General features: G+C 47.1%; 23 protein-coding genes, 2 tRNA genes and 1 pseudogene. 16 read left to right on the forward strand and 10 right to left on the reverse strand.

The window, feature by feature from the left end:
• The 4 genes and pseudogenes from EKO24_RS15415 to EKO24_RS15430 all read left to right on the forward strand — a co-directional run.
• Positions 1 to 269: pseudogene (locus EKO24_RS15415) on the forward strand (hypothetical protein); the annotation flags it as partial.
• An 88-nt stretch (positions 270 to 357) separates the two neighbouring features.
• Positions 358 to 852: a chemotaxis protein CheX gene (locus EKO24_RS15420; protein ID WP_127028410.1), complete on the forward strand. Its 495-nt coding sequence runs from the start codon at positions 358 to 360 to the stop codon at positions 850 to 852.
• A gap of 394 nt (positions 853 to 1,246) precedes the next feature.
• Positions 1,247 to 1,534 carry a hypothetical protein gene (locus EKO24_RS15425; RefSeq protein WP_127028409.1) on the forward strand — a complete coding sequence of 96 codons (288 nt, stop codon included), beginning with the start codon at positions 1,247 to 1,249 and terminating at the stop codon, positions 1,532 to 1,534.
• 132 nt (positions 1,535 to 1,666) lie between these two features.
• Positions 1,667 to 2,074 (forward strand): bacteriohemerythrin, encoded by a 408-nt coding sequence (locus EKO24_RS15430; protein ID WP_127028408.1) that lies wholly within the window; start codon positions 1,667 to 1,669, stop codon positions 2,072 to 2,074.
• Positions 2,075 to 2,211: 137 nt separating this feature from the next.
• Here EKO24_RS15430 and EKO24_RS15435 read toward each other — a convergent pair whose 3' ends face one another.
• Positions 2,212 to 2,898, reverse strand: a complete 687-nt coding sequence (locus tag EKO24_RS15435; RefSeq protein WP_127028407.1) for a c-type cytochrome — start codon at positions 2,896 to 2,898, stop codon at positions 2,212 to 2,214.
• Between the two features lie 585 nt (positions 2,899 to 3,483).
• Between EKO24_RS15435 and cobO the strand changes: the two genes are divergently transcribed.
• The 5 genes from cobO to EKO24_RS15460 all read left to right on the forward strand — a co-directional run bounded on the left by cobO (position 3,484) and on the right by EKO24_RS15460 (position 6,983).
• Complete coding sequence (gene cobO, locus EKO24_RS15440; RefSeq protein WP_127028406.1) at positions 3,484 to 4,020, forward strand: cob(I)yrinic acid a,c-diamide adenosyltransferase; 537 nt, start codon at positions 3,484 to 3,486, stop codon at positions 4,018 to 4,020.
• Between the two features lie 135 nt (positions 4,021 to 4,155).
• Entirely contained in the window at positions 4,156 to 4,527 is a 372-nt protein-coding gene (locus EKO24_RS15445) for a hypothetical protein (RefSeq protein WP_127028405.1), read from the forward strand.
• Positions 4,528 to 4,680: 153 nt separating this feature from the next.
• Entirely contained in the window at positions 4,681 to 5,019 is a 339-nt protein-coding gene (locus EKO24_RS15450) for a cold shock domain-containing protein (RefSeq protein WP_127028404.1), read from the forward strand.
• 123 nt (positions 5,020 to 5,142) lie between these two features.
• A complete protein-coding gene (locus tag EKO24_RS15455; protein ID WP_127028403.1) occupies positions 5,143 to 6,198 on the forward strand; it encodes an AI-2E family transporter in 1,056 nt (351 codons plus the stop codon).
• Positions 6,195 to 6,983: a DUF3530 family protein gene (locus EKO24_RS15460; RefSeq protein WP_127028402.1), complete on the forward strand. Its 789-nt coding sequence runs from the start codon at positions 6,195 to 6,197 to the stop codon at positions 6,981 to 6,983. Before EKO24_RS15455 ends, EKO24_RS15460 begins: the two co-directional genes overlap by 4 nt.
• A gap of 197 nt (positions 6,984 to 7,180) precedes the next feature.
• On the opposite strand, the gene EKO24_RS15465 is transcribed toward EKO24_RS15460, so the two are convergent.
• From EKO24_RS15465 to asnB, 9 genes are all read right to left on the reverse strand, one after another.
• Positions 7,181 to 7,780, reverse strand: a complete 600-nt coding sequence (locus tag EKO24_RS15465; RefSeq protein ID WP_127028401.1) for a serine O-acetyltransferase — start codon at positions 7,778 to 7,780, stop codon at positions 7,181 to 7,183.
• Positions 7,781 to 8,518 (reverse strand): DapH/DapD/GlmU-related protein, encoded by a 738-nt coding sequence (locus tag EKO24_RS15470; RefSeq protein ID WP_127028400.1) that lies wholly within the window; start codon positions 8,516 to 8,518, stop codon positions 7,781 to 7,783. It lies immediately after the preceding gene.
• Complete coding sequence (locus EKO24_RS15475) at positions 8,515 to 9,351, reverse strand: hypothetical protein (RefSeq protein WP_127028399.1); 837 nt, start codon at positions 9,349 to 9,351, stop codon at positions 8,515 to 8,517. Before EKO24_RS15475 ends, EKO24_RS15470 begins: the two co-directional genes overlap by 4 nt.
• Positions 9,352 to 9,390: 39 nt before the next feature.
• Positions 9,391 to 10,431, reverse strand: a complete 1,041-nt coding sequence (gene nadE, locus EKO24_RS15480; RefSeq protein ID WP_127028398.1) for an NAD(+) synthase — start codon at positions 10,429 to 10,431, stop codon at positions 9,391 to 9,393.
• 22 nt (positions 10,432 to 10,453) lie between these two features.
• Positions 10,454 to 12,016, reverse strand: a complete 1,563-nt coding sequence (locus EKO24_RS15485) for a class I adenylate-forming enzyme family protein (RefSeq protein WP_127028397.1) — start codon at positions 12,014 to 12,016, stop codon at positions 10,454 to 10,456.
• A 222-nt stretch (positions 12,017 to 12,238) separates the two neighbouring features.
• Complete coding sequence (prmC, locus tag EKO24_RS15490) at positions 12,239 to 13,141, reverse strand: peptide chain release factor N(5)-glutamine methyltransferase (RefSeq protein WP_127028396.1); 903 nt, start codon at positions 13,139 to 13,141, stop codon at positions 12,239 to 12,241.
• 27 nt (positions 13,142 to 13,168) lie between these two features.
• A complete protein-coding gene (locus tag EKO24_RS15495) occupies positions 13,169 to 14,707 on the reverse strand; it encodes a class I adenylate-forming enzyme family protein (RefSeq protein ID WP_127028395.1) in 1,539 nt (512 codons plus the stop codon).
• Positions 14,708 to 14,722: 15 nt separating this feature from the next.
• Positions 14,723 to 14,977: an acyl carrier protein gene (locus EKO24_RS15500; protein WP_127028394.1), complete on the reverse strand. Its 255-nt coding sequence runs from the start codon at positions 14,975 to 14,977 to the stop codon at positions 14,723 to 14,725.
• Between the two features lie 26 nt (positions 14,978 to 15,003).
• Positions 15,004 to 16,968 carry an asparagine synthase (glutamine-hydrolyzing) gene (asnB, locus tag EKO24_RS15505; protein ID WP_127028393.1) on the reverse strand — a complete coding sequence of 655 codons (1,965 nt, stop codon included), beginning with the start codon at positions 16,966 to 16,968 and terminating at the stop codon, positions 15,004 to 15,006.
• 742 nt (positions 16,969 to 17,710) lie between these two features.
• On the opposite strand from asnB, the gene tig reads away from it, so the two are divergent.
• From tig to EKO24_RS15540, 7 genes are all read left to right on the forward strand, one after another.
• Positions 17,711 to 19,006: a trigger factor gene (gene tig / locus EKO24_RS15510; protein WP_127028392.1), complete on the forward strand. Its 1,296-nt coding sequence runs from the start codon at positions 17,711 to 17,713 to the stop codon at positions 19,004 to 19,006.
• Between the two features lie 42 nt (positions 19,007 to 19,048).
• A complete protein-coding gene (gene clpP, locus EKO24_RS15515; RefSeq protein WP_127028413.1) occupies positions 19,049 to 19,666 on the forward strand; it encodes an ATP-dependent Clp endopeptidase proteolytic subunit ClpP in 618 nt (205 codons plus the stop codon).
• 87 nt (positions 19,667 to 19,753) lie between these two features.
• Positions 19,754 to 21,025 carry an ATP-dependent Clp protease ATP-binding subunit ClpX gene (clpX, locus tag EKO24_RS15520; protein WP_127028391.1) on the forward strand — a complete coding sequence of 424 codons (1,272 nt, stop codon included), beginning with the start codon at positions 19,754 to 19,756 and terminating at the stop codon, positions 21,023 to 21,025.
• A gap of 156 nt (positions 21,026 to 21,181) precedes the next feature.
• Positions 21,182 to 23,608 (forward strand): endopeptidase La, encoded by a 2,427-nt coding sequence (gene lon / locus EKO24_RS15525; RefSeq protein WP_127028390.1) that lies wholly within the window; start codon positions 21,182 to 21,184, stop codon positions 23,606 to 23,608.
• A 194-nt stretch (positions 23,609 to 23,802) separates the two neighbouring features.
• Positions 23,803 to 24,075, forward strand: a complete 273-nt coding sequence (locus EKO24_RS15530; RefSeq protein WP_127028389.1) for an HU family DNA-binding protein — start codon at positions 23,803 to 23,805, stop codon at positions 24,073 to 24,075.
• Between the two features lie 13 nt (positions 24,076 to 24,088).
• Positions 24,089 to 24,164: transfer RNA gene (locus EKO24_RS15535), tRNA-Val, on the forward strand.
• A 6-nt stretch (positions 24,165 to 24,170) separates the two neighbouring features.
• Positions 24,171 to 24,247, forward strand: a tRNA-Asp gene (locus EKO24_RS15540).
• Positions 24,248 to 24,277: the final 30 nt, after the last annotated feature.

The following is a 24,277-nucleotide window of genomic DNA, read 5'->3' on the forward strand; positions in this document are numbered from 1 at the left end:
GGTTATCGCCACGTTCATCACCGGCTTTATGCCGGGCAAAGACCAGCTCAATCCACAATATTAACCAGCGGTCAATGCGTAACTTCTATATTAATAAAACTGGCGTAATAGTGTTGGCGAATGAACAAGCGGCGTTTATTAGTTTCGGTCGTTTTGCTTTGCCCGACCTTGAATATATTGCGGATGAGCTTGAAGTCGTGGGCAAGAGTTGGAACGAAGCATCAAAGACCGGCGTATTATGGTTATGCGCAGGCCCAACAAACGCCTGAATTAAAACCAGAGTTTGAACCTTAAAATAGATTGGAAAACGCTATTGAAAGTCCTATTCATTTTTACCAAATTAAACGGATTTAAAGCATGAAAGTTAATTTCATCAATCCGGTTCTTAAGTCAACGTTGATTGTGTTTTCGACGATGGCGCATATTGAACCCCAAGTTGGTTCTCCAGAGGTAAAAAAAAATTTACAGTCTGTTCAAGGGAAAAATATTACCGGTTTAATGGACATGGTTGGGGCAAAAGGAAAAGCATCCATTGCGTTAACTTTTTCTGAGTCTGCCATTTTACTGGTTGCAAAAAATATGATGCCTCCTGACAGCGTAGGGACTGCCATTGACGGCATGGTGATTGACTTGGTTGGAGAGCTCGCCAATATGGTTCTCGGCGGCGCAAAAAGCGAGCTTGAAAATGAAGGTTATCTTTTCAAATTATCGCTGCCAACAATTATCTTTGGAAGTGATTATTTGATCACCCATAAAACAAATACCCCCATCATTAGACTGCCCTTTACCATGCCTGTAGGTGAGTTTTTCCTTGAGGCAGGTTACGAAGAAACCAACAGTCAAAAAGAATAAAGGGCATATTGGCAGGCATCGCGCCTCCAAACGGGACTGGATTTGCAAGCTTGTCCCTAACCTTTGTTTTCCCTCCACACTGATACACAAGCTACCCCCGTTTTCAAGCATTTTTGCGATGTTTGAGCAAGGCAACGCAGCTCGTTCGGCTTATAAGCAAATAGTCTGGATGGAACTTACGGATTCAGGGCTTCGAGGCGTTGATCAGCCTGCATTCCGCTACGCTGCATACGGGCTACGTTAATCATATGCTTTCCCCGAATGATACCGTGGTTCTATTAGACTACAATAGACAACCGATTTATTCGATAAAATCGATAAAACCGATTGACAGTTGTTGTCTTTGAGTTTTAAATCTCCGCTGACGTCTTTAACTAAAGGGTGGGGAAATACAATGATGAACAACACATTGATTACCAGAATCATGGGGATATCCAAATCCGCCATAGCAGACGTAAAGTTTAATTATCCCAGTCAATTGAAATATGCTAAATCGCCGGAAGGCGGAATTATGATTACAGGCGACAGCAGCACACTTGCCGACGTTTTAGCATGGCTCGAAGACAATCATCATATGCATAGTGTTCGGAGACTCGGCAGTCTGGAATTTTGCGAACGCTTGCTTTTGGCGTTACGGGCAGGCCAGTTTTTAACCTGCCATGCCAATGAGTTGCAACAGTAGGAAAAAATGGACCCAAGCTTTGAGGTTTTGTATTGTGCGGTTTTTTCAAACAAACTTGATTAGGCACAGTGCAAGGCCTCCTTTTTTCTTATAAATTGATGTTACGCACTGTCCACGAAAAGCACGAAAAATATGTCTTTAATTACCTGGAACGACCAACTTACAGTTGGAGTGGAAGAAATCGACCAACAACATCAAAAGCTTGTCCAGCTTATTAATGGTTTGCATAACCATATGCTGGCCGGCGATGCCAGCGAGATAATGAATAAGGTTCTCGATAGGGTTATCGAATATACGGGCTTTCATTTTCAAACCGAAGAGCAATTAATGCTGGAGTATGATTATCCGGACTCGGAAACTCATCGGCAGGAGCACAAAGATCTTGTGAATACCGCAGTCGATTTGCAGAAAAAACTGAAAAGCGGGCACGCTCACATCACCATGGAAACCATGCATTTTTTACAAGATTGGCTGCAACATCATATTCTCGGGTCAGACAAGAAATTTGCCGGGCATCTTAGAGCCAAGGGGCTTAAATAAATATAAACACTCCTGCATGATGTATTGGGTTGCAGAAAATGCAACCCAATACAATTGCTTGCAAAAGCAGTGCGCCATTTTTCAAAATCAAAGTAACCGTTCCGGCAAGAACCCTCGCGGTTCTGTTCGGCGGGGAATTATTGTGCTCCGGGGACGGTGTTATAACTGTTCAAGATGAACAAAAATGGATTGGAGTTTGGCACCAACGTCAATTCGGCACTGACTTGATTTTGGCTAGCGCCATTTTGCATCAGCTGAACAACAGGAATAGTCATTTGCCCGGTTGTCGGGAAAAAATTCGCAGCATTTCCCGAAGAGTCTGTGGTTGGTTGGGCGGTCTCCAACACAAAGCCAATGCCTGTCGGGCTGCTGTTGATGGTGTTTAGTCTAAGCGTAGCGTTGTACGTTTGACTGCCGACATTAACGACAGGCAATGTCAGCATGTTATTGTCGTAGGAATAATTGGCAATGCCCGAGGTAGTGGCTGCTCTTGGGTAGCCATTTCTTTGCCAAGCGAGCATGGCCGCACTCTGCTCCTGGTTAAGTACAGGGATACCGTCGTTAAAAGAGGGCATGGGGTCTGTCGCTCTTGCGACAGCGCGAGCGGCATTCTGTAATGTTGCTTCATAAGTATCCCAGTTAAATGAATCCGGGGCGCCGTTTCGAGCCGAACCGGCCAGGTTGGACGAATGGCAGCCCAAGCAATGAGGGACGAATATTTGCTCGCGAATGCCGTTCGCACCTTCGTAAAAGGGGTCGGTAGCGAAAGCATTACCGGCGGTGAAAAAAAGAGATAATATGACTAACGTGCTTTTTGTATTCATTAAAGTGTTCCTTTTATATGTATACGGGAATTAAGGACGTTTCTAAATATCAGTTTTTTCATAAAATAAATTACACAAGTGATTGCGTTGATAGTGCTCCTTTATACCCGGAGGGCATAAGTTTCGTTTGAGCAGGCAAGCTGCTCAACTCAGCTTTAATTCAAGTTATATGGCATAAAATGGATTTATGATGGTGAGGGCAATTCGGCAGTAATCGTAAAAATTCCGTCCTGGAATGTTGTTCTCAGCCGAAATGATCGGCTAATGCTGTTTTGTTACCGCCTTCCAATTCCATAGACCTCGTTCAGCTCAGACAATACAGGAAAATTCCCTGTAAATTCATTATGCTAGAAAAGCAGCATTGTTCAATACGTATGATTACCTTAGTTAAACCTCATGCTGCTGAAATTATCTAATACGGGAGGCGGGGACTTGCATTTGATCAAGATGTGTCGTGTTCAGGAGCGGATTCGGGCGATAATGCCTTTTTAAACCCAGAGGGCATAAGTAGGGTTTGAGCAGACAAGCTGCTCAACTCAGCTTTATATAAAACAGGTGTGTTTCAAATTTAAGGAATAAGCTTTTATGAAATCCAGAGATAGACGCCGGGGCTTGGTTTTAGTCAATACCGGTTCGGGCAAGGGGAAATCTTCCAGCGCGTTGGGCATGGTTTTTCGTGCCGCCGGTTGGAATATGAAGGTCTGCGTGATCCAATATATTAAAGGACAATGGCAAACCGGCGAACAAAAAGCCGCCGAACGCTTTGAGAATATCGAATGGCATGCGCTGGGCGACGGATTTACTTGGGATACCAAGAATCCCGAGCAGGATATTAAAACCAGCCGGGAAATTTGGGAGTTCAGTAAAGCTAAGATTCTGTCTGAAGAATTCGATCTGGTGTTGCTGGATGAGATCAATTACTGTTGTGGCTATAATTGGATCTCCGGCCGGGAAATAGCCGATTTTATCCGCAATGAAAAGCCTGCCTGGATGCATTTAGTTTTGACCGGTCGCAATGCAGCCTCCGAAGTCATGGAAATTGCCGATACCGTTACCGAGATGACGAAGATAAAGCACGCTTATGAGCAGGGCATCAAGGCTGAGCAAGGGATTGAGTTTTAATATTGATCGATAAGAACAGGAATTGGGACTGGTATGTTATAAGTTGCCGGGCGACAGGCGGCTATAGAATTTTAAGGTAAATACGCCGGGCAAGCTGTAGAATGCCGGGGGATTATCACAACGAGGAGAAGAAAAATGTCAGAAGTACAAAAAATTATGATAGCGGTTGCTTCAGTTTTTATAATGGGTTTTATTCTGGTTGGCCTAAGCAAAGAAGAGCAGACGCCAGAGCAAATGGAAGCGGCGGCAAAGATTAGAGGCATGGCGGCAATGCAAGCGATGGCAAACAACAAATGTCCTCAGAAAATCAAGGAAGTAACCGGAGAGCAAGTGTTTCTCACTTCTGAAACCGAGAGCGATAAAGAGACTTACCTGACGTTGAAATGGGTAGGCGAAAACGCGAATAACGGCGGCTTCAAACATGCATCGTGCACGCTGCATGCTGCGTTGGGCGGGATTTCCGAACTGATTATTGATGATAAGGTCATCATAAAGAAAAAAATATAGGTTAATGGAATTCCGGTTGGATCGGCCATTTTGATGCGCTTCGTTTATCCAACCGGAAAACAGCTTTAGAACTTGGACACCACAAAACTCGTATCCCGTAGTCTACATTGATGTAGCCGGGGTTAAGATAACAAAGAAGAAATTTTTATTTTTATGACAAAAACAGTGATTAGAGGAGTTTTAAAAACATGGAAAGAAGATCGGGGGTTTGGTTTTATTAGCCCTGATGGTGGTGGAAAAGATATTTTTATACATATCTCTGCGCTCAAGGGAGCGAGTCGCCGCCCGGTAACCGGCGATATTATTTATTACCAGCCTGCAAGAGATAATCAAGGAAAGTTCAAAGCGGTTAATGCGCGTATTGAAGGCGTAGAAATTATCGAAGAAAAAGCCGCCCCGGCCTTTTTTAAGACCAAAGAGAGCATTGTTCTGATAGCGCTAGCCTTAGTCGCTATTGCTGCTGCGGTTGTCGCACTCAATTTGGCGCCTTAATCGTAGAAAATTATTTACCAGCCGACGACGATAGGCGGCGTATCGGCTGGTAAATTATCGTTAATTACACGGCAGCTAATGAACGGTACTAATCCACTTAAACTATAAATTAAGGATTTGTAAATGACCGATTCACAAAAATGGTTGGCCTTGGTTTTTATCTCGGGTTTAGCCTGGCTGGTTTATCTGTTGGCGCCGGTGTTGATGCCGTTTGCATTTGCCGCGATGCTGGCTTATTTAGGCGATCCGTTGACCGACAGATTGGAAACGTATCAATTATCCAGGACCAAGGCCGTGCTGGTGGTTTTCTCCGGGATGACGCTGGTTTTTGTATTGTTTTTATTGCTGTTTGTCCCTCTTTTGGAATACCAGGTCGAGCATTTTGTCGGCAGTCTGCCCGCCTATGTGACGTGGCTGAACGAGACCGTCATACCTTGGACGCAGCGTCGATTTCATCTAGGCATCAGGCCGATTAACCTCAACCAAATCATTAATCTTGTTAAGAGCCACTGGGAACAGGCCGGCGGTATTGCCGCGTCTATCATGAGTTCGGTTTCCCATTCCGGCGGGGTCATAGCCGAATGGATGATGAATCTGCTGTTAATTCCTGTCGTTACTTTTTATTTATTGCGCGATTGGGATGAACTGATCGTCAAAATCCATGATTTATTGCCCCGGCGCGTGACTTCTACCGCGTCCAAGCTGGCGCGAGAAGTCGATACCGTGTTGTCTGCATTCGTTAGAGGCCAGCTCTACGTGATGTTGGCCCTGGGTTGTATTTACAGTATCGGGCTGTGGATGACCGGCCTCGATTTGGCGTTGCTAATAGGCATGTTGGCCGGCCTGGTCAGTTTCGTGCCTTATCTGGGCTCGATTGTCGGCATCGTTACGGCCTGTATAGCCACCTTGGTGCAATTTCACGACCTGATAGAACTGGTGCCGGTCGCCATCGTTTTTATCGTTGGGCAATCCCTCGAAGGCATGGTGTTAACGCCGATGCTGGTAGGCGATAAAATCGGTTTGCATCCGGTTGCGGTGATGTTTGCGGTATTGGCCGGCGGCCAGCTATTCGGTTTTCTAGGCATTTTGCTGGCATTGCCTGTCGCTTCGGTCATTATGGTGCTGCTGCGGCATGTGCATGATATATACCGGTACAGCGATTTTTACGGCCGCGAATGAGATTTACGCCGGTCGTTTTTACGCTCTGTTTTGCGTATTTGCTTGGCTCTGTCTGTTGGGCTAGCGATGAAAAGCGGGAAGCCGATTTTGCCGATGGCATCGGCAAGACGTTGACTGTCGGCAAGACGGTTTGGCTGGAGTCAGAAGGAAGAAAGTTTCTCGGTCTTTATACGGAAACTGAAAAAGTGTCCGGCAATGGCGCTGCAATTATTCTGCACGATATCGATGGACATCCCGACCAGCAGCAACTGGTCAATCGTTTAAGAGTCCTTTTACCCGAACATAACTGGTCAACACTGTCGCTGCAAATGCCGCTTAGGGAGGCCGGCGCTGAACAGGAAGAATATTACGCTTTGCTTCCTGAGGCGGCGGCGCGGATTCAGGCGGGAATTAGTTATGTCAACGGCAATGGCGCAACCAATGTCGTAGTGATCGGTTATGGTATCGGCGGCTTGATGGGCATTTACGCGCTGTCTGAGCGAGGGGCTAATATCAAAGCATTGGTAGCCATTAGCTTGCCGGTGCCGGCGACTGACAACAAAATGGCGCAAACACTCGATTTCATCAAGAAGATCAAGATTCCGATGCTGGATATTTACGGCTCACTGGACATAGCCGATGTGGCTGGAAGCGCCAGGGAGCGGCGTTTGGCGGCAAAAGAAAATAGCGGTTACCGGCAGGTTAAAATCGATGATGAAGGCCATGCTTATTTGCACGATGAAGGGCTGTTGGTTAAGCGCGTCTACAGCTGGTTAGGGGCGGTCGCTGCCGCTGCCGCTCAATAATTGATCGAGGTCGAGATCCTCGGTTAATCAAGACCTTATACCCAGAGGGCATAAGTAGGGTTTGAGCAGGCAAGCTGCTCAACTCAGCTTTATAGCCAAAGGCCATAAGTTTCGTTTGAGCAGGCGGGCTGCTCAACTCAGCTTTATACTCAAAGGGCATAAGTTTCGTTTGAGCAGACAAGCTGCTCAACTCAGCTTTATACCGCGCAATTATCTTGTTGCGTCATGCGGCCCGGATTGCTGATATTGTAGTCTCGTTGGGCAATACGTCCCGGATTGCCGAGCACCAAGCAGTGTTGGGGGATGTCCACGGAGATGACAGCGCCGGCGCCTATGGTGACATCGTCGCCGACACTGACGTCTCCGCATATCCGTGCATGGGCGCCGATATACACGCCTTCGCCAATCACCGGTCCGTTGCCGGCCGTTTTATTGTCCCGTCCCACTTTGACTTGCTGATGAATCACACAGTTCGGTCCGATGCGGCAGTTTCTGATTTCAATGCCGCCGAAGTGTCCGATGCAGAAGCCGGGGCCAATATCCGCACTTTGATCCAAATCGATACCGTAGGCGTTACGCACACATATGGACAATACCCGGTAAACCGGGGCGAGAGACGTTGCAATCAGCCAACCGCAGCGGTATTTGCGCAGATGGCCCAACCAGCGTCCAAAGCGGTATATCATCAGCGCCTGAAGTCCGTAATTTACCCAAAGCGAGCCCAGCACATCAATCGGGCGGGCCGTGCCGGTCCAGCGATGTACGTGCATAATATCTATACGAATATTCTCGAACATTTAATCTTCTTGTCCCGTATTCACATAGTGCGTGGCATCCAAATCGCAATGCTCCCGCAATTGGGAATTATCAAAACCCCTCGCCACTAATCGGGGAGGATTGCCTTGCATCATAACGCCGGGCGGGACGCTTCTGCTGAGCACTGTGCCCGGCAGTAGCGTAGCCCCGTCGCCGATAGTGATGGCGCCGTAGATCACGCAATCCGAACCGATCCAGACATTGCGGCCAATCTTCGGCCGCCCTCTATCGGTATGGTTCATGCCGACGGTGACGCGCGTGCCGATCACAGTTCCGGAGCCGGTTCTTCGGGCTCCGAAAATGATATTGCCCTGATCGGAAAAGAGCACGTCCTGTTCAATCTCACAGTCGTTGGCAATGTCGCTTTTGGCGTTCATCCTCATCATCGTCAGCTTCATCAGTGCAATCGGAATCAGCATGACCCGCCAAAGCCATTTGCGTGCGCTGTTATTTTTACGTTTTAAATATAACCAGTGATCGATGCGGTGTATCAGTATCAGCCGTAAGCCCGGAGAAACCGCCAGTAATTGTGAACGTGAGATTAAGTTGGCAGGACGATCCGGCCAGCGTCGACAATGAGCGTTGTCGATGTCGCTGCTGATCCGGTCGTCTATGGGCCAAGGAGAAGGGGTTATTTTATAAACAGTCTGACGAACAGCATCTGCCTGTGTTTGTTGAGGGGCAGGAGAAGCCTCAACGTCCTGGGCTAAGCGGTTCATTTTGCTACCTGCTCGGTAGATAGTGAGCTGGCAAAATTTAAAAAGGCCGTGGCAACGAGTTCTTGCCCGCGTTCGTTCAGGTGGCCGCCATCGTTTGTCAGCTCAGGGCACAGTGCCTCGACTATTTGCCCATTGACGCTTGCTTGGCAGGACTTGCCGCCCGATTCAGCTTCGGCCCGCGCAAGATCGAACAGGCGTCCTGTTGCAAGATAGCGTTTGCGCAGTAGCGTATTGAATTCCGCACGCTTAAGATTGTCTACATAACCGCCAGGCTGCTTGCCTATCAGCCCTTTAAGCCAGGCCTTCGGTCCGGTTTGTACGGCCATCAACGGCGCGGTGACTGCGACAAAGTTTGTTTTGGGATGCCGCTTAGCCAATGAGTCGAGATTGGCAATATAACTGTTCGCCAGTTGCTGGGCATCGGTAGCGGCGTTGAAATCGATATAGCAGAGCTTCATTAACGCCACATCTGCGTTTTGGGCGGCGCCGGCATCGATGGCGGCTGCAAAATCCTCTATTTTAGATAGCGGGTCGCCGTTGTTGCCGATCGCGAAATGACTGATTCCGTGTGTCTTAGGCGCTGTCCGTTGCTCGCGAATAGTCAGATTGCCGCCGTTCCTGGTGTTTAGCAGTTCTACGCCGTTGAGGATATTCCAGCCCACCGATTGGTGTCCGAAAACTACCCGCATTTTTTCCAGCACCCGCCATTCCGGCCTGTTGATTTGCGTTGCTATTGCCATCGATGTTTCCTCGCGTTTGGATTGATTACAGCCCGGTAGTATTAATAGGGTTGCCGCAATCAACCACCATCCACACTTATTTCTCATCGTCATACCCTTGCCTCCGCTCAGTATTGCTCAATGGTTTTTCGTTCAGATAAGCATCGGCGGTTTTGTGATCGGGCCGATCACCGCTTCCATCGGAATTCCAGGCCAATGCAATGCGGCAGTGGTTTTTCGCTTGGCTTGGATGTCGCGGTAGATGAATTTCGCCTGGTCCAGGTGAATACCCAACTCCAGCGCCAACTGCGAGGCCGGTTCGCCATTGTTGTAAGCCAGCAAGGCAATATCCATTTTGTCGTAAGGCAGGGCGTAATAAAATTCGTCCTGTCCTTGCGCCATGCTGTAGGTATCGGTGGTGGGCTGGGCGTTGCAGACGGCTTCAGGCAGCTCCAGATAACGAGCCAACGCATAAACTTGAGTCTTATATAAGTGGGCAATCGGCTTTATGTCGGCCGAGCCGTCGCCGTTTTTGACAAAAAAACCCTGGTCGTATTCCAGGCGGTTAGGTGTGCCAATGACGGCATAGTGCATACGATCCGCATGAAAGTACTCAACAGTTTTGCGCACCCGTTGCTTGAAATTGGTCGCGGCGACAATTTGCAGATAATTCTTCGAGTCCAGCCTCTCCTCGAACAATTGCCCATCCGGAGATTGCACGACCAGTTTGAAATAGTTGACACCACCTGTTTGTCCGCCGGCAATCGTAATTTTGCTTTTCCAATCGGAGCTATAGGTTGGGAAGACTGCTCGAATGGCATCGTCCCGCCAGTCGTAACAGCCCAAAGCTTCCAATACCGGGGCAATATCGAACTCCTCGTAAGCGATGCCGAGCTGATCCGCGACTAGGCGGCCGCGGATAGAGCTTTCGGAGGCAGAGTCGCGCTCAGGCAGCAATAAACCAAATACGCGCTCTTGCCCAACTGCGCGAACGGCGAGTGCGGCGCAGACGGCACTGTCTATGCCGCCGGAAATCGCGACAATCAAGCCGCGCCGATGCAGATGGCTGCGCAACAGTTCGCGTATGCGTTCGGTAATTTTAGTGGTTTCAGCGGCTTCATCCAGCTTGAGCCCGGCTGTAATATTTTCAAATGACTCGTCCAGCTTGAGTCCTATATTAAGCTTTGTAGACATAAACAAACTCCTCAATAATGGATTATTTTAATTTTGCGAGTGATGCGGCGTGCTGTTCTATCGTTAGCTTCCGTGATAACTTGCCGCTGGCTGTGTGCGGCAGTTTCGGGAGTAACAGGACGTGTTTAGGCACCATGTAGTTTTCCAGCCGTTCATTGCAAATATGTTTAATCTGCTGCACGCTCAGGCTTTCACCTTCGCGCACAGCCACAAAGGCGCATACGGCCTCACCTAGCAGAGGATCGGGGACGCCCGCCACTACGACTTCCTGCACGGCCGGAAGACTATAGATGGCATTTTCAACCTCGGCTGGGCTGACTTTTTCTCCGCGGCTTTTGATGATTTCGTCGCTACGTGCGACGAAACATAAATCGCCGTCAGCGTCCTGCCGGAATAAATCGCCGCTTTTCAATAAAAACTCGCCCGGTAGCGGACCGGGCACCAGTACCTCGGCAGTTTTTTCCGGCAGGTTCCAGTACCCTTGCATGATATGAGGGCCGCGAATGTGCAGATTGCCGATTTCACCTTGCGCTACTGTGTGCCCGTCTTTATTCAGCAACAGTAGTTCGGTGCCGGGTATCGCGGACCCGACCGATTCCGGTTTGAGCTCGGCCAAGGCCGGGTCCAGGTAGGCGCAACGGATGCACTCGGTCTGGCCGTACATTTTGTATAAGCCGGCCTCAGGAAATATCCGCCGGATGCCGGGAATAAAGTCAGCCGGCAGCGCTGCGGCAGCGTTAGTCACTATGCGCACGCTGGGAAAGCGTAGCGCTTGCTTGGCATCGTGCGCCAACATCATCGCAAAGACTGTCGGGACGCCGGCAAAGCTGGTGACCGCTTCGTCATGCATGCGCTTGAATACCTGCGCCGGAAAGATAAAAGAGCGCTCCTGGACCAATGTTGCTCCGGCATGCACTGCGGAAAGCCATTGGAAAAGGCCGTAGCCGAAATTGAGCGGTAATGCGGAAAATAATCGGTCATTGGCTGAAAAGCTCAGATATTCATTGATGCTGTTCAATACAAATAACAGCGATCGGTGAGTATGCATTACGCCTTTAGGAACGCCGGTAGTGCCGGAGGTGTAGATCAGCGCAGCCAAGTCCAAGGTTATAGCCGGTTGCGGCGGCGGCGTGACAGGCATGTCGGCCAATATCTCGTCGGTATTTTCAACGCCGGCCGGTAATGCCTTGGCGTTGGCAGTGCACAATATCTTCAGCGCCGGCATTTGCCTGGCCAGCGGGGCAAACACGCGCGCAAGATTGGGCTCGCTGAGCAATACGCGGCTGCCTGAATCGTTCAGGATAAATGCCAGCTTGTCGCGTTTGGTTTGGGCGCTAATCGCGACAAACACGCCGCCGGCCAGTAATATGCCATAGACGGACAACGCGCATTGCCGGCTGTTGTCCATGAAAATGGCGACACGGTCGCCGCGGCTGATGCCGAGAGAGCGTAAGGCATGAGCCAAACGGCATGCATAATCGATTACTTCGCGGTAGTTCATCCGTACATCGCCTGCGACCAGAGCCGTGTAATCCGGATAGCGTTCAGCAGTCGTGATTAAGGTATCCTGTAATAATCGAGGCATAACGTCATCTTTGCTGATAACAGTAATTAGCAAATTCCGGCATCGGTGCAATATCCGATGTCGCGTGGAAGATGTCGCATTGCGTTAGATGCTGTGCATGGACTCGTGTGTTCAGACGCTGGCGGCCCCTCGAACTTGAGAACCGTAGTCATACGGATAGACATAGTAAACTCCTCAATAATGCTGACTTCAATTTGGCAAATAAGAGAATTACTGCAAAGGTTATTTTCGAGCCAATATCACCCGTATATTTCCCGAATCGTCAGAGATCGATTCAATATGGCTGTAAAGTCCGCTTCTTTGGCACAACCGTGAAGCGAAGCGACCCTGTCCAACCCCGACTTCAAAAATCAACGCGCCTGATTTTGTTAAAAATCGCGGTGCTTCAAGGATTAATTTCTGGATCAGGCTAATACCCATAACGCCGCCGTCAAAGGCCAAAACCGGTTCATGAGCCAATATCTCAGTGTTCATTTTGGGAAGACTGGCGCTGGGTATATAAGGCGGGTTACAAACGATCAGGTCTATTTTTTCAAAGTAGTCTTCCGTTTCAAAAGCCGATAATAAATCTCCTTGTCTGACATTTATCCGGTCACCCAGATTTAGGAATGAGATATTTTCCTGCGTGAGTTCAACGGCTTCCGCAGAAAGGTCGGTGGCATAAACATAGGCTTGAGCATTGTGGCTGACGATGGCTAAACCTAGATTCCCTGAACCGCAGCAGACGTCGATAATGTTCGCTCTTTGTTTTTCTTTGGCAATTTCCTGAGAAAGGCCAAGCGCTTTGTATCCTAGAATTTCAGTTTCTTTTCTTGGAATAAGGGCTCTTTCATCGCATAAGAACTCAATCCCCATAAAGCTTTGCCGGCCTGTTATATGGGCAAGAGGCGTACTGTCCAGCCTTTGATTGAGAAGCTCGAAGAGCCTGTTTTTATGCTCCTCCGTTAATTCCGGAAAAGGCAGTTTTGCAGCTGTTTCGGCCGATTTACAAAGGCCTAAAGCCGCAAATCCTAAGGCTTTTAAAGTGGAGTCAATGTTTTCTTCCGGCTTGTCCTTAAGTAAATTGAGTTTGTTTTCTAAATCGGGTCTTACCAAATTGTATAGATTTTCATTACCTAGAAACATAATCCTTTATTCCTTAATTAGTAGCGTTTAGAGCATGGCGGCGAGCGCCTTTTTGTCGGTTTTGTTGTTCGCGCTTCTGGGCAGTTCAGGCAGAATCGTCACATACTTGGGCACCATGAAACTTTCCAGTTTATCGCAGCACAATTTCTTGATCCGGCCTTCGGTCAGAGTGCTGTTTTCCATTACGCTGACAAAGGCCATCACGGCCTGCCCTAGCAAAATATCCGGAATGCCGAGCACGACGGCTTCGCGAATGCCGGGGATAGCGTAGAGAACGGCTTCAATTTCCAGCGGGCTAATCTTTTCGCCGCGACTTTTGATAATGTCGTCAGTGCGGCCGACGAAGTAGAGGTAGCCATCTTCGTCAACACTGAATAAATCGTGAGTGCAGAGCATGAGTTCGCCCGGAAGAGCGCCTGGTTTAAGCATGTGAGCGGTTTTTTCCGGCTGGTTCCAGTAACCGAGCATCACGTGAGGACCACGGACGTAAAGTGTGCCTACTTCGCCAGGTTTGACCGGTTGGCCGGCATCGTCCAATACCATGACTTCCGTGCCGGGGATAGCGATACCTACGGACTCCGGTTTTTGCTCGATTTGCTCCGGAGGCAAGTAGCTCACGCGTTTACATTCGGTCAGGCCGTACATGCGATAGATGTCGGCATTGGGAAAAACTTCCCGCAGCCGGGTATTAAAGTTGGCCGGCAATGAGGCAGCCGTATTGGTAACACGCCGTACTTTCGGGAAGCTCAGCGCTTGGCGCTCATGGGCGGCTAACAGCATTGCAAAAATAGTCGGCACGCCGGGAAAAACGGTAACACCTTCAGTCTCTACGACGCTGAGCACTTGGGCCGGATAAGTGAATGAACGCTCAAGCACTAAAGTAGCGCCGGTGTAGACCGCCATCAGCCATTGATATAAACCATAATCGAAGGCTAACGGTAGTACGCATAATAACCGGTCGGTCTTTTCCAAACGCAGGTATTCAACCAGGCTTTTTAAAGCAAACAGCATGGATTGATGGGTATGCATCACGCCTTTAGGTTCGCCGGTGCTGCCGGAGGTGTAGATCAGCGCGGCCAGGTCCAAGGTGATGGCCGATTGCGGCGGCAGTGCGGCAGGCATGTCGGCCAATATCTCGTCGATATTTTCAACGCCGGCCGGTAATGTTTTGGAGGTGGCAGTCGACAGTATTTTGACTGCCGGCAGTTGCTCGATCAGCGGAGCGAATACGCGTGAGAGATTCGCTTCGCTAAGCAGTGCTTGGCTACCCGAGTCGCGCAGGATGAAGGCCAGTTTATCTTGTTTGGTTTGAGCATTAACGATGACGAACACGCCGCCGGCTAATAGTACGCCATAGATTGACAACGCACATTGCCAGGTGTTGTCCATGAAAATGGCGACACGGTCGCCACGGCTGACACCGCGCGAGCGCAAGGCATGAGCCAAGCGGCACGCATAATCCATCACTTCGCGATAGCTGGCGCGTACATCGCCTGCAATCAGCGCTGTATCATCCGGATGGCATGCTGCGGTAGTGAGCAAGCTGTCTTGCAATAGTCGAGACATAGCGCTTGCCTTTTCTTAGGCAGCAACAGCTTGGGCTTGCTTAAGCTGCACGAAATTAGTCAGGTTATCTACGGAGTCGAGATTAGCCGGGAGCATTTCGTTGTCATTGACCTTGATGCCAAAGGTTTCTTCAATGAAAAGTATTATTTCCAGAACGCCGGTAGAATCTATAATGCCTGTGTCAAGGAAGGAATCGTTATCCTGTAAAGCCGATTCGTCTTCGGTGAAAAGGAAACTTTCCAAAATATATTGTCTAATAGTCTTTTTCATAGGTATGGCTCTAAGTTAGCGTTAAATTAAGAAGAGTAAGAGTTGTCCGTTTTGCGGACAGATTGAGAAAATTGTTCAATAAAAAAATAATGGCACAACTGTGTAGAAAGGACGCCTACCAAAGCCATGTTGTCTTTGTAGGCAATTGAGTTGCCGCGGCTGGCTTTTTTAAGCAGAAAACCGACTTTTTGGGCATCGAAATAACCATAGCGTTTGAGCTTTTCTTCGCTTAGCAGATCATTCACATAGGCTGGAGGATGGCTGGAAAAGAAGGCAGGAATATCAGGCGCACGATACGGTTGTTTGTGACGCTGAAGAATTTGCCGGGGCAAATGGCTTTTCATGGCTTGTTTGAATAGATATTTTTCGTTCAGTACGCGCATCTTCAGGCGCGGGTTCAGGCGATTGGCGAACTCAATAACACGATGATCCAGGAACGGAAAACGTCCTTCTACCGAATTGGCCATCAGCATACGGTCGCCCTGGGAGCATAATAAATAACTGCCCATCAGCGTCTTTGCTTCCAGATATTGCGCCCGGTTGAATGAATGCCAGTTGCCGAAAGCGGCCGGCAACTGCTCGCTTAGCCGGTCGGCGGCATTTTCCCGTAATTTGGCGTTGAGTTCCGGCGAGAAAAAGATTTTGCACTGGGACGTAGTGAACCACCGGGTAAGATGGCTGAATCCCGGTTGATTGGGCGTTTCCAGACCGATGCTGTAGTAATTGTTCAAGTAAGTTTTAGCCTGGGAGCCGGAGGTTTCCAGATAAGGATATAGCGCTTTGAGCAGTAACGGCCGCCATTCGGATTGAGGATGACGGGCCCAGAATTGGCGGATTTTGGCTTCCTTGAATAGATCGTAACCTCCCAATGTTTCGTCAGCCCCTTCTCCGGTAAGAACGACTTTATAACCCGAGGCGCGCACCAAGCCGGACAGTTGCCGCATAGGCGTCGGAGCCGTGCGTAAGATCGCGGTTTCGGCATGGAAAATTGTGTCCGGGAAGTTATCGGCAATGTCGTTGTTTTGACAGGATATTCGGCTGTTTTCCACGCCAAGGTGTTCGATCATTTGTTTCTGGAAAGCTGATTCGTCAAGCGACTGATCTTCAAATCCGATAGAGAAGGTCTTCAGCGGCGCATCCGAGTGGCGGCGGATTAATGCTACCAGCGCAGAGGAGTCGAGTCCTCCTGAAAGGTAGGCGCCAACCGGGACATCGGCGCGCAAACGAATGGATGTTGCATCGGCTAATAATTCATACAACTGCTCGGCCAGGTCGGCGTCCGAACCTTCGTGATAGTCGCTTTGTTCGGGAAAGCGCCAATCCCAATAAACGGATTCATGCAAACTACCGTTTTCCAATACCAGCATGTGCCCTGGCGACACTTCAAAAATATCTTCAAAGAGGGTATTAGGGCTGCGAGGCGCCCAGAATGTGAATATTTGGTCTAACGCGGCTGCGGATATGCGCGGTGCTTCCGATAGTTGGGGTAAGAGCGCTTTGATTTCCGAAGCAAATAATAGCCGATCGCCTTGGCGTGTGTAGAAAAACGGCAGAATACCGACTCGATCCCGCACTAACAATAATCGTTGGCGGCGGCTATCCCAAAGAGCGATGGCAAATTGGCCGTTCAAGTGTTGCACAAAAGCGTCGCCGTATTGTTCATAGGCATGGACAATGACTTCGGTATCGCTGTGCGTATAAAAGTAGTGCCCCTTTTTAATCAGGGTTTGGCGCAGCTCTATATAATTAAATATCTCGCCGTTGAAAGTGATCCATACGGTCCGGTCCTCGTTATGCATCGGCTGAACGCCACCGGTAAGGTCGATGATGCTGAGCCGGGTGTGACCCAAGCCGACCCGCTGGTTGGGATCAATGTAGACGCCTCTTCCGTCCGGTCCACGGTGGTGCAGGGAGGGCAGCATGCTGTACACGTCCGTTTCATTAATTTTGGTTTGCATCGAGAGCGCTGCGATACCGCTAATTCCACACATGTAAATTCCTTGGCGTCCTGTTTGAACTTAAGTGTTACTCTTTGAATATCATATGAAAAACGACAACGTTTGATTTATTCTAAATAGAAACGATGAGAAAGAATATAAGTGCAAATACTAGGAAAACCGGGGAATTTAATGGAAAGTTAATTTAACTGTAATAGGATTGTTTTGATGATGTTGAATTAAAACAATCTCTTAAGTTGTCCGGAATCTAATAGGCATTGTATAAAGGCAATAATAGCTATGGGCGGGTAAGCGTATTTCCGATATGGATGAGCAGGTCTTTTGCTGATGGTGCGTATCAAATACTCGGGTGATATAGATGGCAGGCTTGCATCGTGCAACGGAGCGGGTTACTTGCCGGATTGGCAAGAAGCGATTTTTTAAGCTTTGTCTTATTCGTTTAAATGAAGAATAACTGTGTCTGAATGCCATGCCGCGCAATATTTTCAGGGATGAAAAGCCGGTAAATAACAAGGTTATTTTAGCAGTGCTATTGCCTGAGTAATCGGGTAGGAATATAATGGAATATTGAGAGGGTATTAATCGTCTCTTCACTAAACAATAAAGGGTCTGTAAATCGTTATTTAGTGTTAATGGGTGTGATTTCGAATCCTTCCGTTCACGCAGTCCCATTCATAATTAAGAGTTAGCGATGATCATTAACTCTTCAGTTCTTTTGAGCCGTTTACCGGTATTCTATAGAAATTCTTATTTAAATTTTAGTTGAGGTAAAGAAATGCAAGTTTCTGTCGAAAAGACATCAGAATTAAGCCGAAAAATGACTGTTAGCGTGCCTGAAGAAGTTGTTCAGGAAAAAATGGCGGCACGTTTAAAGTCGTTAGCGCGCGAAGTTAAAATTGATGGCTTTCGTCCGGGTAAAGTGCCACAGCATGTCATTAAGAAAATGTATGGAGATCGGGTTCGCGGCGAAATAGCGGGGGATCTGGTTGAAACCACTTATTATAAAGCGCTGGAGGAAAACGATTTAAGACCTGCCGGTTATCCCCACATTCATCCATCCGATGAAGGCGAAGGCTTCAAATATACCGCTGAGTTTGAGGTCTATCCTGAAATATCATTGGAAGGCGTTGAGAAACTTGAAGTGTCGCGGCCTGTCGCCGTGGTTCAAGATGTTGACGTCGACGACATGATTGAAAAACTAAGAGCGCAAAAGAAAACATGGGCAGTTGTTGAACGTGCATCCCAAGAACAGGATCGAGTGACGATTAGTTTTTCAGGCGAATCCGAGGGCGAGAATTTTACGGATGGAAAAGTAGAAAATTATAAGGTTGAAATCGGCGCAAAACAAATGATTCCAGGCTTTGAAGACAACCTAATCGGTCTTAAAGCAGGCGACAGTAAAAGCTTTGAAGTATCTTTTCCTGAAGAATACGGCAATGAGAAATTAGCCGGCAAAGCGGCTAAGTTTGATGTTGAAATGACTAGTGTTGAAGAATCTACTCTGCCGGAAATCGATGAGGCTTTTATTAAGGCATACGGTATTGAAGGCTCGACGGATACTTTCCGCGAAGATATTCGCAGCAATCTTGAAAGTGAGCTGGAACAGGCATTACGCAACAAGTTGAAAAACTCAGTGATGAATGCGCTATATGAAAAAATTCAGATTACTGTTCCGAATGCATTAGTTGACTTGGAAATTGAAAGTATGATGAAACCGTACATCGAGACAGCCAAAAGACAGAAAATGAAGCTGGAAGACTTAAAGCTGCCTAGAGATGCATTTGAAGAGCAGGCAAAGCGCCGCGTGGCTTTGGGATTGATCTTAAGCGAGATTATTCATAAAAACGAAATTAAAGTGGACGATAACAAAGTGCGTTCTACTATTGAAGACATGGCGAAAAGCTACGAGCGTCCCAGCGACGTTGTTGAGTGGTATTATTCCGATAAGACTCGGTTAAACGATGTAAAACAGATGGTTTTGGAAAATCAAACCATTGAGTGGCTGGTCGAGCGGGCCAAAGTGTCTGACGAGACTGTAAGTTTTAGCGATGCTATGAATAAGCAAGGGTAACAAGGGGTTTAAATGTATAACCAGTACATAAGAAATCAAATGATGGCGCCGGAAGCAGCAGGCGGTTTGGTGCCTATCGTTATTGAACAAACTGCTCGCGGTGAGCGTTCTTTCGATATTTATTCCAGATTATTAAAGGAGCGGGTCATCTTTTTAGTGGGGCAAGTTGAAGATTACATGGCCAATCTGGTTGTTGCTCAATTGCTCTTTCTGGAATCGGAAAATCCTGATAAAGACATCCATTTATATATCAATTCGCCGGGTGGTTCAGTGACGGCAGGTATGTCAATCTATGACACTATGCAGTTTATTAAGCCCGATGTCAGTACTATGTGCATCGGCCAAGCAGCCAGTATGGGGGCGTTGCTTCTAACTGGCGGCGCCAAAGGCAAGCGTTATTGTTTACCCCATTCAAGAATGATGATTCATCAGCCTTTGGGCGGTTTTCAAGGGCAGGCTTCCGATATTGATATTCATGCCAGAGAAATTCTGTCCATAAGGGAAAAACTAAATAAAATTCTTTCCGATCATACCGGTCAGCCGATAGAAAAGGTTCAGCAAGACACAGACAGAGACAATTTTTTAAGCGCAAATGACGCTGTTAGTTACGGTCTAATTGATCAAGTGTTGTCGAGTCGAACAACTGTTGCTAATAAATAACGGTTGGTATTTTTTTGTATTTCGATATATTCTTTGCTCAATCGAAAGTAAAAACATCATCTTTGGATGTTTGGGGGAGTCCAATTTATGAGTAATGACAAAAACAGCAAAGATGACGATAAACTACTTTATTGTTCTTTTTGTGGCAAAAGTCAGCATGAGGTCAGAAAGCTTATTGCTGGGCCATCAGTTTATGTCTGTGATGAGTGTGTAGATCTTTGTAACGATATTATTAAAGATGAGTTACAGGATGACTCTTCTTCTTTCGGTGGTGAATTGCCCAAGCCGAAAGAGATAAAAGAAGAGCTTGATAGCTATGTTATCGGCCAGGAAAATGCGAAAAAGATTTTGGCTGTTGCGGTTTATAATCACTATAAACGTCTGCGCAGCAAGTCCAAAAAAGATACGGTTGAATTAGCCAAGAGCAATATTTTATTGATCGGACCTACCGGTTCAGGAAAAACCTTGCTGGCTGAGACATTGGCGCGCTTATTGGATGTACCTTTTACTATTGCTGATGCAACTACGCTGACAGAGGCTGGCTATGTCGGAGAGGATGTAGAGAATATCATCCAGAAGATTCTGCAGAAATGTGATTATGATGTAGAGAAGGCTGAGACCGGTATTGTCTATATTGATGAGATCGATAAGATTTCCAGGAAATCCGATAATCCGTCAATTACACGGGATGTTTCGGGGGAAGGGGTTCAGCAGGCTTTATTGAAACTGATTGAAGGAACCATCGCCTCGGTTCCGCCTCAAGGCGGGCGCAAACATCCTCAGCAGGAGTTTTTGCAAGTTAATACGGCTAATATCCTGTTTATCGTTGGAGGCGCTTTTGCAGGCTTGGATCGGGTTATCAAAGACCGTTCGGAGAAAGGTGGAATCGGTTTTTCTGCCGATATAAAAACCAAAGATGAATCAAAAAACATCGGTCAGCTATTTGCTGAAGTCGAGGCTGAGGATTTGATCAAATATGGATTAATTCCTGAATTTGTCGGCCGCCTTCCGGTTGTTGCTACATTAGAAGAGCTGGATGAAAATGCTTTGGTTCAAATATTGACAGAACCTAAAAATGCGCTGGTCAAACAATATAAGCATTTGTTTGAGATGGAAGGAGCGGAACTTGAGTTCCGGGAAGATTCATTGGTAGCGATTGCCCGTAAAGCTATGGAAAGAAAAACCGGAGCAAGAGGTCTAAGAACAATTGTTGAAAATGTTCTGTTAAACACTATGTATGAATTGCCGTCTGCAGATAATATTTGCAAGGTGGTCGTTGACGGTAGTGTTATCTTGGGTGAGTCAGAACCTATTCTGGTGTATGAGACCGAAAAGAAAAAAGCTTTTGCTGAATCTTAAATTTTAAAACATACGGTTGGATGATAAAAAAGGGAGCTTTTTAATTTAAAGCTCCCTTTTTTTGTGCTGGAGGTACTATCTTGAGCAGGTATCCTTGCTATTTTAATTAACGCCCCAATAATCTTCTTTTTAAGAAATAGATAGATTATTCCGTTTATGGAAACGCACAAAATGACAGATTTACAACAAATAAATACACTGATTCCGGTATTACCGCTCAGAGATGTAGTGGTTTACCCACACATGGTTATCCCCTTGTTTGTCGGTCGGGAAAGGTCGATTGATGCTTTGGATGCTGCGATGAAAGACAATAAACAGATTCTGTTGGTCGCGCAAAAGGAAGCGGAAATTGATGAGCCGGATATTACTGATCTTTATGAGGTTGGTACTCTGGCTAACATCCTGCAGATGTTGAAATTGCCTGATGGCACGGTCAAGGTGTTGGTTGAAGGCATTCAACGCAGTAAAGTATTGCACTATAAAGAGACAGAGAAATATTTTTCCGCAATGGTGACGGAGATTTTTGATGTTTTGAAATTAACCGAGCAAGAACAGGATGTATTGCAACGCACGGTTATTAGTTCATTCGATCAATACGTTAAGCTGAATAATAAGATTCCTCCCGAGGTTTTGAATTCGCTGTCAGGTATTGATGATCCAAGCCGGCTTGCCGATACCATGGCGGCCCATATGACTTTAAAAGTCAATGAAAAGCAGACCATTTTAGAAACAGCCGATATAGAAAAGCGCCTTGAAGGCTTAATGACCTTGATGGAAGGAGAGGTTGACCTTTTAGAGATGGAGAAGAGAATTCGTGTGCGTGTTAAGCAGCAAATGGAGAAAAATCAAAGGGAATACTATCTGAATGAACAGATGAAGGCGATTCAAAAAGAATTGGGCGATATGGATGATGTGCCCAATGAAATTGAAGAATTGACAAAGAAAATAGAAAGTGCAGGCATGACCAAAGAAGCTAAAGCGAAAGCCGATGCTGAGCTTAGTAAGCTTAAACAGATGTCGCCTATGTCGGCCGAAGCAACCGTGGTGCGCAATTATATTGATTGGATGGTCAATGTACCGTGGAAGAAAAAGACCAAGGTTCGGCATGATTTAAAGCTTGCAGAGCAGGTTTTGGAAGCTGAACATTATGGTTTGGATAAGGTTAAAGAGCGTATTCTTGAATATCTTGCTGTTCAGCAGCGGGTTAGGCAGCTCAAAGGGCCAATTCTATGCTTGGTCGGTCCTCCGGGTGTAGGAAAAACTTCTTTGGGTGAATCGATTGCCAGGGCAACCAACCGTAAATATGTACGTATGGCTTTGGGCGGTGTGCGTGATGAGGCTGAAATTCGAGGCCATCGTCGAACTTATATCGGATCTATGCCTGGTAAAATTTTACAGAATTTGTCTAAGATCAAAACGCGTAACCCAATGTTTTTACTTGATGAAATCGACAAAATGGCTGCGGATTTTCGAGGAGATCCTGCGTCGGCTTTACTGGAAGTGCTGGATCCCGAGCAGAACCATACTTTTTCGGATCATTATCTGGAGGTGGATTTTGATTTATCCGATGTGATGTTTGTGGCGACAGCGAACACCATGAATATTCCTCCTGCATTGTTGGACAGAATGGAAGTCATACGTATCGCGGGTTATACAGAAGATGAAAAAATCAATATTGCAATCCGCTATTTGATTCCCAAACAAGTCAAAAATAACGGCCTTAAAGAGCAGGAGATTCATATTACCGAAGAGGCTGTTAGAGACATAATTCGGTATTATTCTCGAGAGGCCGGAGTTCGAAGTCTTGAGCGGGAAATATCGAAAATTTGCCGCAAAGTGGTTAAAGATTTGTTATTGAAAACGGATCAAGTTAAGGTTGTAGTTAATCCTGCAAACTTGGATAAATATCTGGGCGTTAAGCGTTTCCATTATGGTCTTGCGGAAGAGAAAGATCAGATTGGGCAGGTTACCGGTTTGGCTTGGACTGAAGTCGGAGGCGAGCTGTTAACTATTGAGACGGCAGTAATTCCCGGAAAAGGCAAGCAATCGTCAACCGGTAAACTCGGCGATGTTATGAAGGAGTCGATTGAAGCGGCGATGACTGTCGTCAGGAGCCGGTCCGGAATTTTGGGCATTGATAATGAATTGTTCCAGAAGAATGACATTCACATTCATGTTCCAGAGGGAGCAACGCCAAAAGATGGGCCAAGTGCCGGTATAGGGATGTGTACCGCCATTATCTCGGCTTTGACTAAAATACCGGTTCGAGCTTCTGTCGCTATGACAGGAGAGATTACTTTGCGCGGCGAAGTATTGCCTATCGGCGGTTTAAAGGAAAAGCTTCTGGCCGCTCATCGTGGAGGAATAACAACAGTTGTAATTCCTGCAGAAAATGAAAAGGATCTGGCTGAGATACCGGAAAACATCAAACAAAACCTGGAAATAAAACCGGTTCATTGGATAGATGAAGTATTGGAGATTGCTTTGCAGCATATGCCGATTCCTTTCGAAAAAATAGAAGAGCAGGGAAAAACCGAGGCCGAAGCAATTAAAGTGATAAAACAGAGCCCAACCGCACATTAATTGCGTTTGCGGTTTTGTCGGTTAAGTTGGCAAAACCGCAAAAATCAGGGCTTGCAGGGTGGTTAGTGCTTGACACTGCGTGAGTGCAGTTGCTATAAAGGCTAGCGTTTTTGTGCTACTGAGGATTAGGCATGGGAATCATCACGCAGATCTTCAAGAATATAACTTTAAAAATAACTTCCTAAGGGGGAATAATGAATAAATCGGAACTTATTGATGCTATAGCAGAGTCTGCTGAATTAACAAAAGTGGACGCCGGTCGTGCATTGGATGGCTTTATCGCAGCAGTTACAAAAGCATTGAGCGCTGGTGATTCTGTCGCTTTAGTTGGATTTGGAACCTATGCAGTAAAAGAAAGAGCTGAGCGTAAAGGACGTAATCCGCAAACTGGGGCAGAGATTGTTATTAAAGCAGCAAAAATTCCTTCATTTAAAGCTGGCAAATCTTTAAAAGATGCTGTAAACTAGTATTTCTTTAGTCGGGTGCTTAGCTCAGCCGGGAGAGCATCGCCCTTACAAGGCGAGGGTCGGGGGTTCGAACCCCTCAGCACCCACCAGACTTTGGAGTGGTAGTTCAGTTGGTTAGAATACCGGCCTGTCACGCCGGTGGTCGCGGGTTCGAGCCCCGTCCACTCCGCCAAAAAATCAAAAAGCTCCGGATCGATTGGTT

Origin of the sequence: Candidatus Methylobacter oryzae (assembly GCF_003994235.2) — a bacterium.
Lineage (GTDB): Bacteria > Pseudomonadota > Gammaproteobacteria > Methylococcales > Methylomonadaceae > Methylobacter_A > Methylobacter_A oryzae.

Bases quoted from the DNA above. Each gene is read 5' to 3' on its own strand.
- EKO24_RS15455 (WP_127028403.1), top strand. From the start codon at position 5,143: ATGACCGATTCACAAAAATGGTTGGCCTTGGTTTTTATCTCGGGTTTA.
- EKO24_RS15485 (WP_127028397.1), bottom strand. From the start codon at position 12,016: ATGCCTCGATTATTACAGGATACCTTAATCACGACTGCTGAACGCTAT.
- EKO24_RS15445 (WP_127028405.1), top strand. From the start codon at position 4,156: ATGTCAGAAGTACAAAAAATTATGATAGCGGTTGCTTCAGTTTTTATA.
- lon (WP_127028390.1), top strand. From the start codon at position 21,182: ATGGAAACGCACAAAATGACAGATTTACAACAAATAAATACACTGATT.
- cobO (WP_127028406.1), top strand. From the start codon at position 3,484: ATGAAATCCAGAGATAGACGCCGGGGCTTGGTTTTAGTCAATACCGGT.
- prmC (WP_127028396.1), bottom strand. From the start codon at position 13,141: ATGTTTCTAGGTAATGAAAATCTATACAATTTGGTAAGACCCGATTTA.
- EKO24_RS15435 (WP_127028407.1), bottom strand. From the start codon at position 2,898: ATGAATACAAAAAGCACGTTAGTCATATTATCTCTTTTTTTCACCGCC.
- EKO24_RS15475 (WP_127028399.1), bottom strand. From the start codon at position 9,351: ATGACGATGAGAAATAAGTGTGGATGGTGGTTGATTGCGGCAACCCTA.
- clpX (WP_127028391.1), top strand. From the start codon at position 19,754: ATGAGTAATGACAAAAACAGCAAAGATGACGATAAACTACTTTATTGT.
- EKO24_RS15460 (WP_127028402.1), top strand. From the start codon at position 6,195: ATGAGATTTACGCCGGTCGTTTTTACGCTCTGTTTTGCGTATTTGCTT.
- EKO24_RS15425 (WP_127028409.1), top strand. From the start codon at position 1,247: ATGATGAACAACACATTGATTACCAGAATCATGGGGATATCCAAATCC.
- EKO24_RS15430 (WP_127028408.1), top strand. From the start codon at position 1,667: ATGTCTTTAATTACCTGGAACGACCAACTTACAGTTGGAGTGGAAGAA.
- EKO24_RS15530 (WP_127028389.1), top strand. From the start codon at position 23,803: ATGAATAAATCGGAACTTATTGATGCTATAGCAGAGTCTGCTGAATTA.
- EKO24_RS15465 (WP_127028401.1), bottom strand. From the start codon at position 7,780: ATGTTCGAGAATATTCGTATAGATATTATGCACGTACATCGCTGGACC.
- EKO24_RS15470 (WP_127028400.1), bottom strand. From the start codon at position 8,518: ATGAACCGCTTAGCCCAGGACGTTGAGGCTTCTCCTGCCCCTCAACAA.
- clpP (WP_127028413.1), top strand. From the start codon at position 19,049: ATGGCGCCGGAAGCAGCAGGCGGTTTGGTGCCTATCGTTATTGAACAA.
- EKO24_RS15420 (WP_127028410.1), top strand. From the start codon at position 358: ATGAAAGTTAATTTCATCAATCCGGTTCTTAAGTCAACGTTGATTGTG.
- EKO24_RS15450 (WP_127028404.1), top strand. From the start codon at position 4,681: ATGACAAAAACAGTGATTAGAGGAGTTTTAAAAACATGGAAAGAAGAT.
- asnB (WP_127028393.1), bottom strand. From the start codon at position 16,968: ATGTGTGGAATTAGCGGTATCGCAGCGCTCTCGATGCAAACCAAAATT.
- tig (WP_127028392.1), top strand. From the start codon at position 17,711: ATGCAAGTTTCTGTCGAAAAGACATCAGAATTAAGCCGAAAAATGACT.
- EKO24_RS15495 (WP_127028395.1), bottom strand. From the start codon at position 14,707: ATGTCTCGACTATTGCAAGACAGCTTGCTCACTACCGCAGCATGCCAT.
- nadE (WP_127028398.1), bottom strand. From the start codon at position 10,431: ATGTCTACAAAGCTTAATATAGGACTCAAGCTGGACGAGTCATTTGAA.
- EKO24_RS15500 (WP_127028394.1), bottom strand. From the start codon at position 14,977: ATGAAAAAGACTATTAGACAATATATTTTGGAAAGTTTCCTTTTCACC.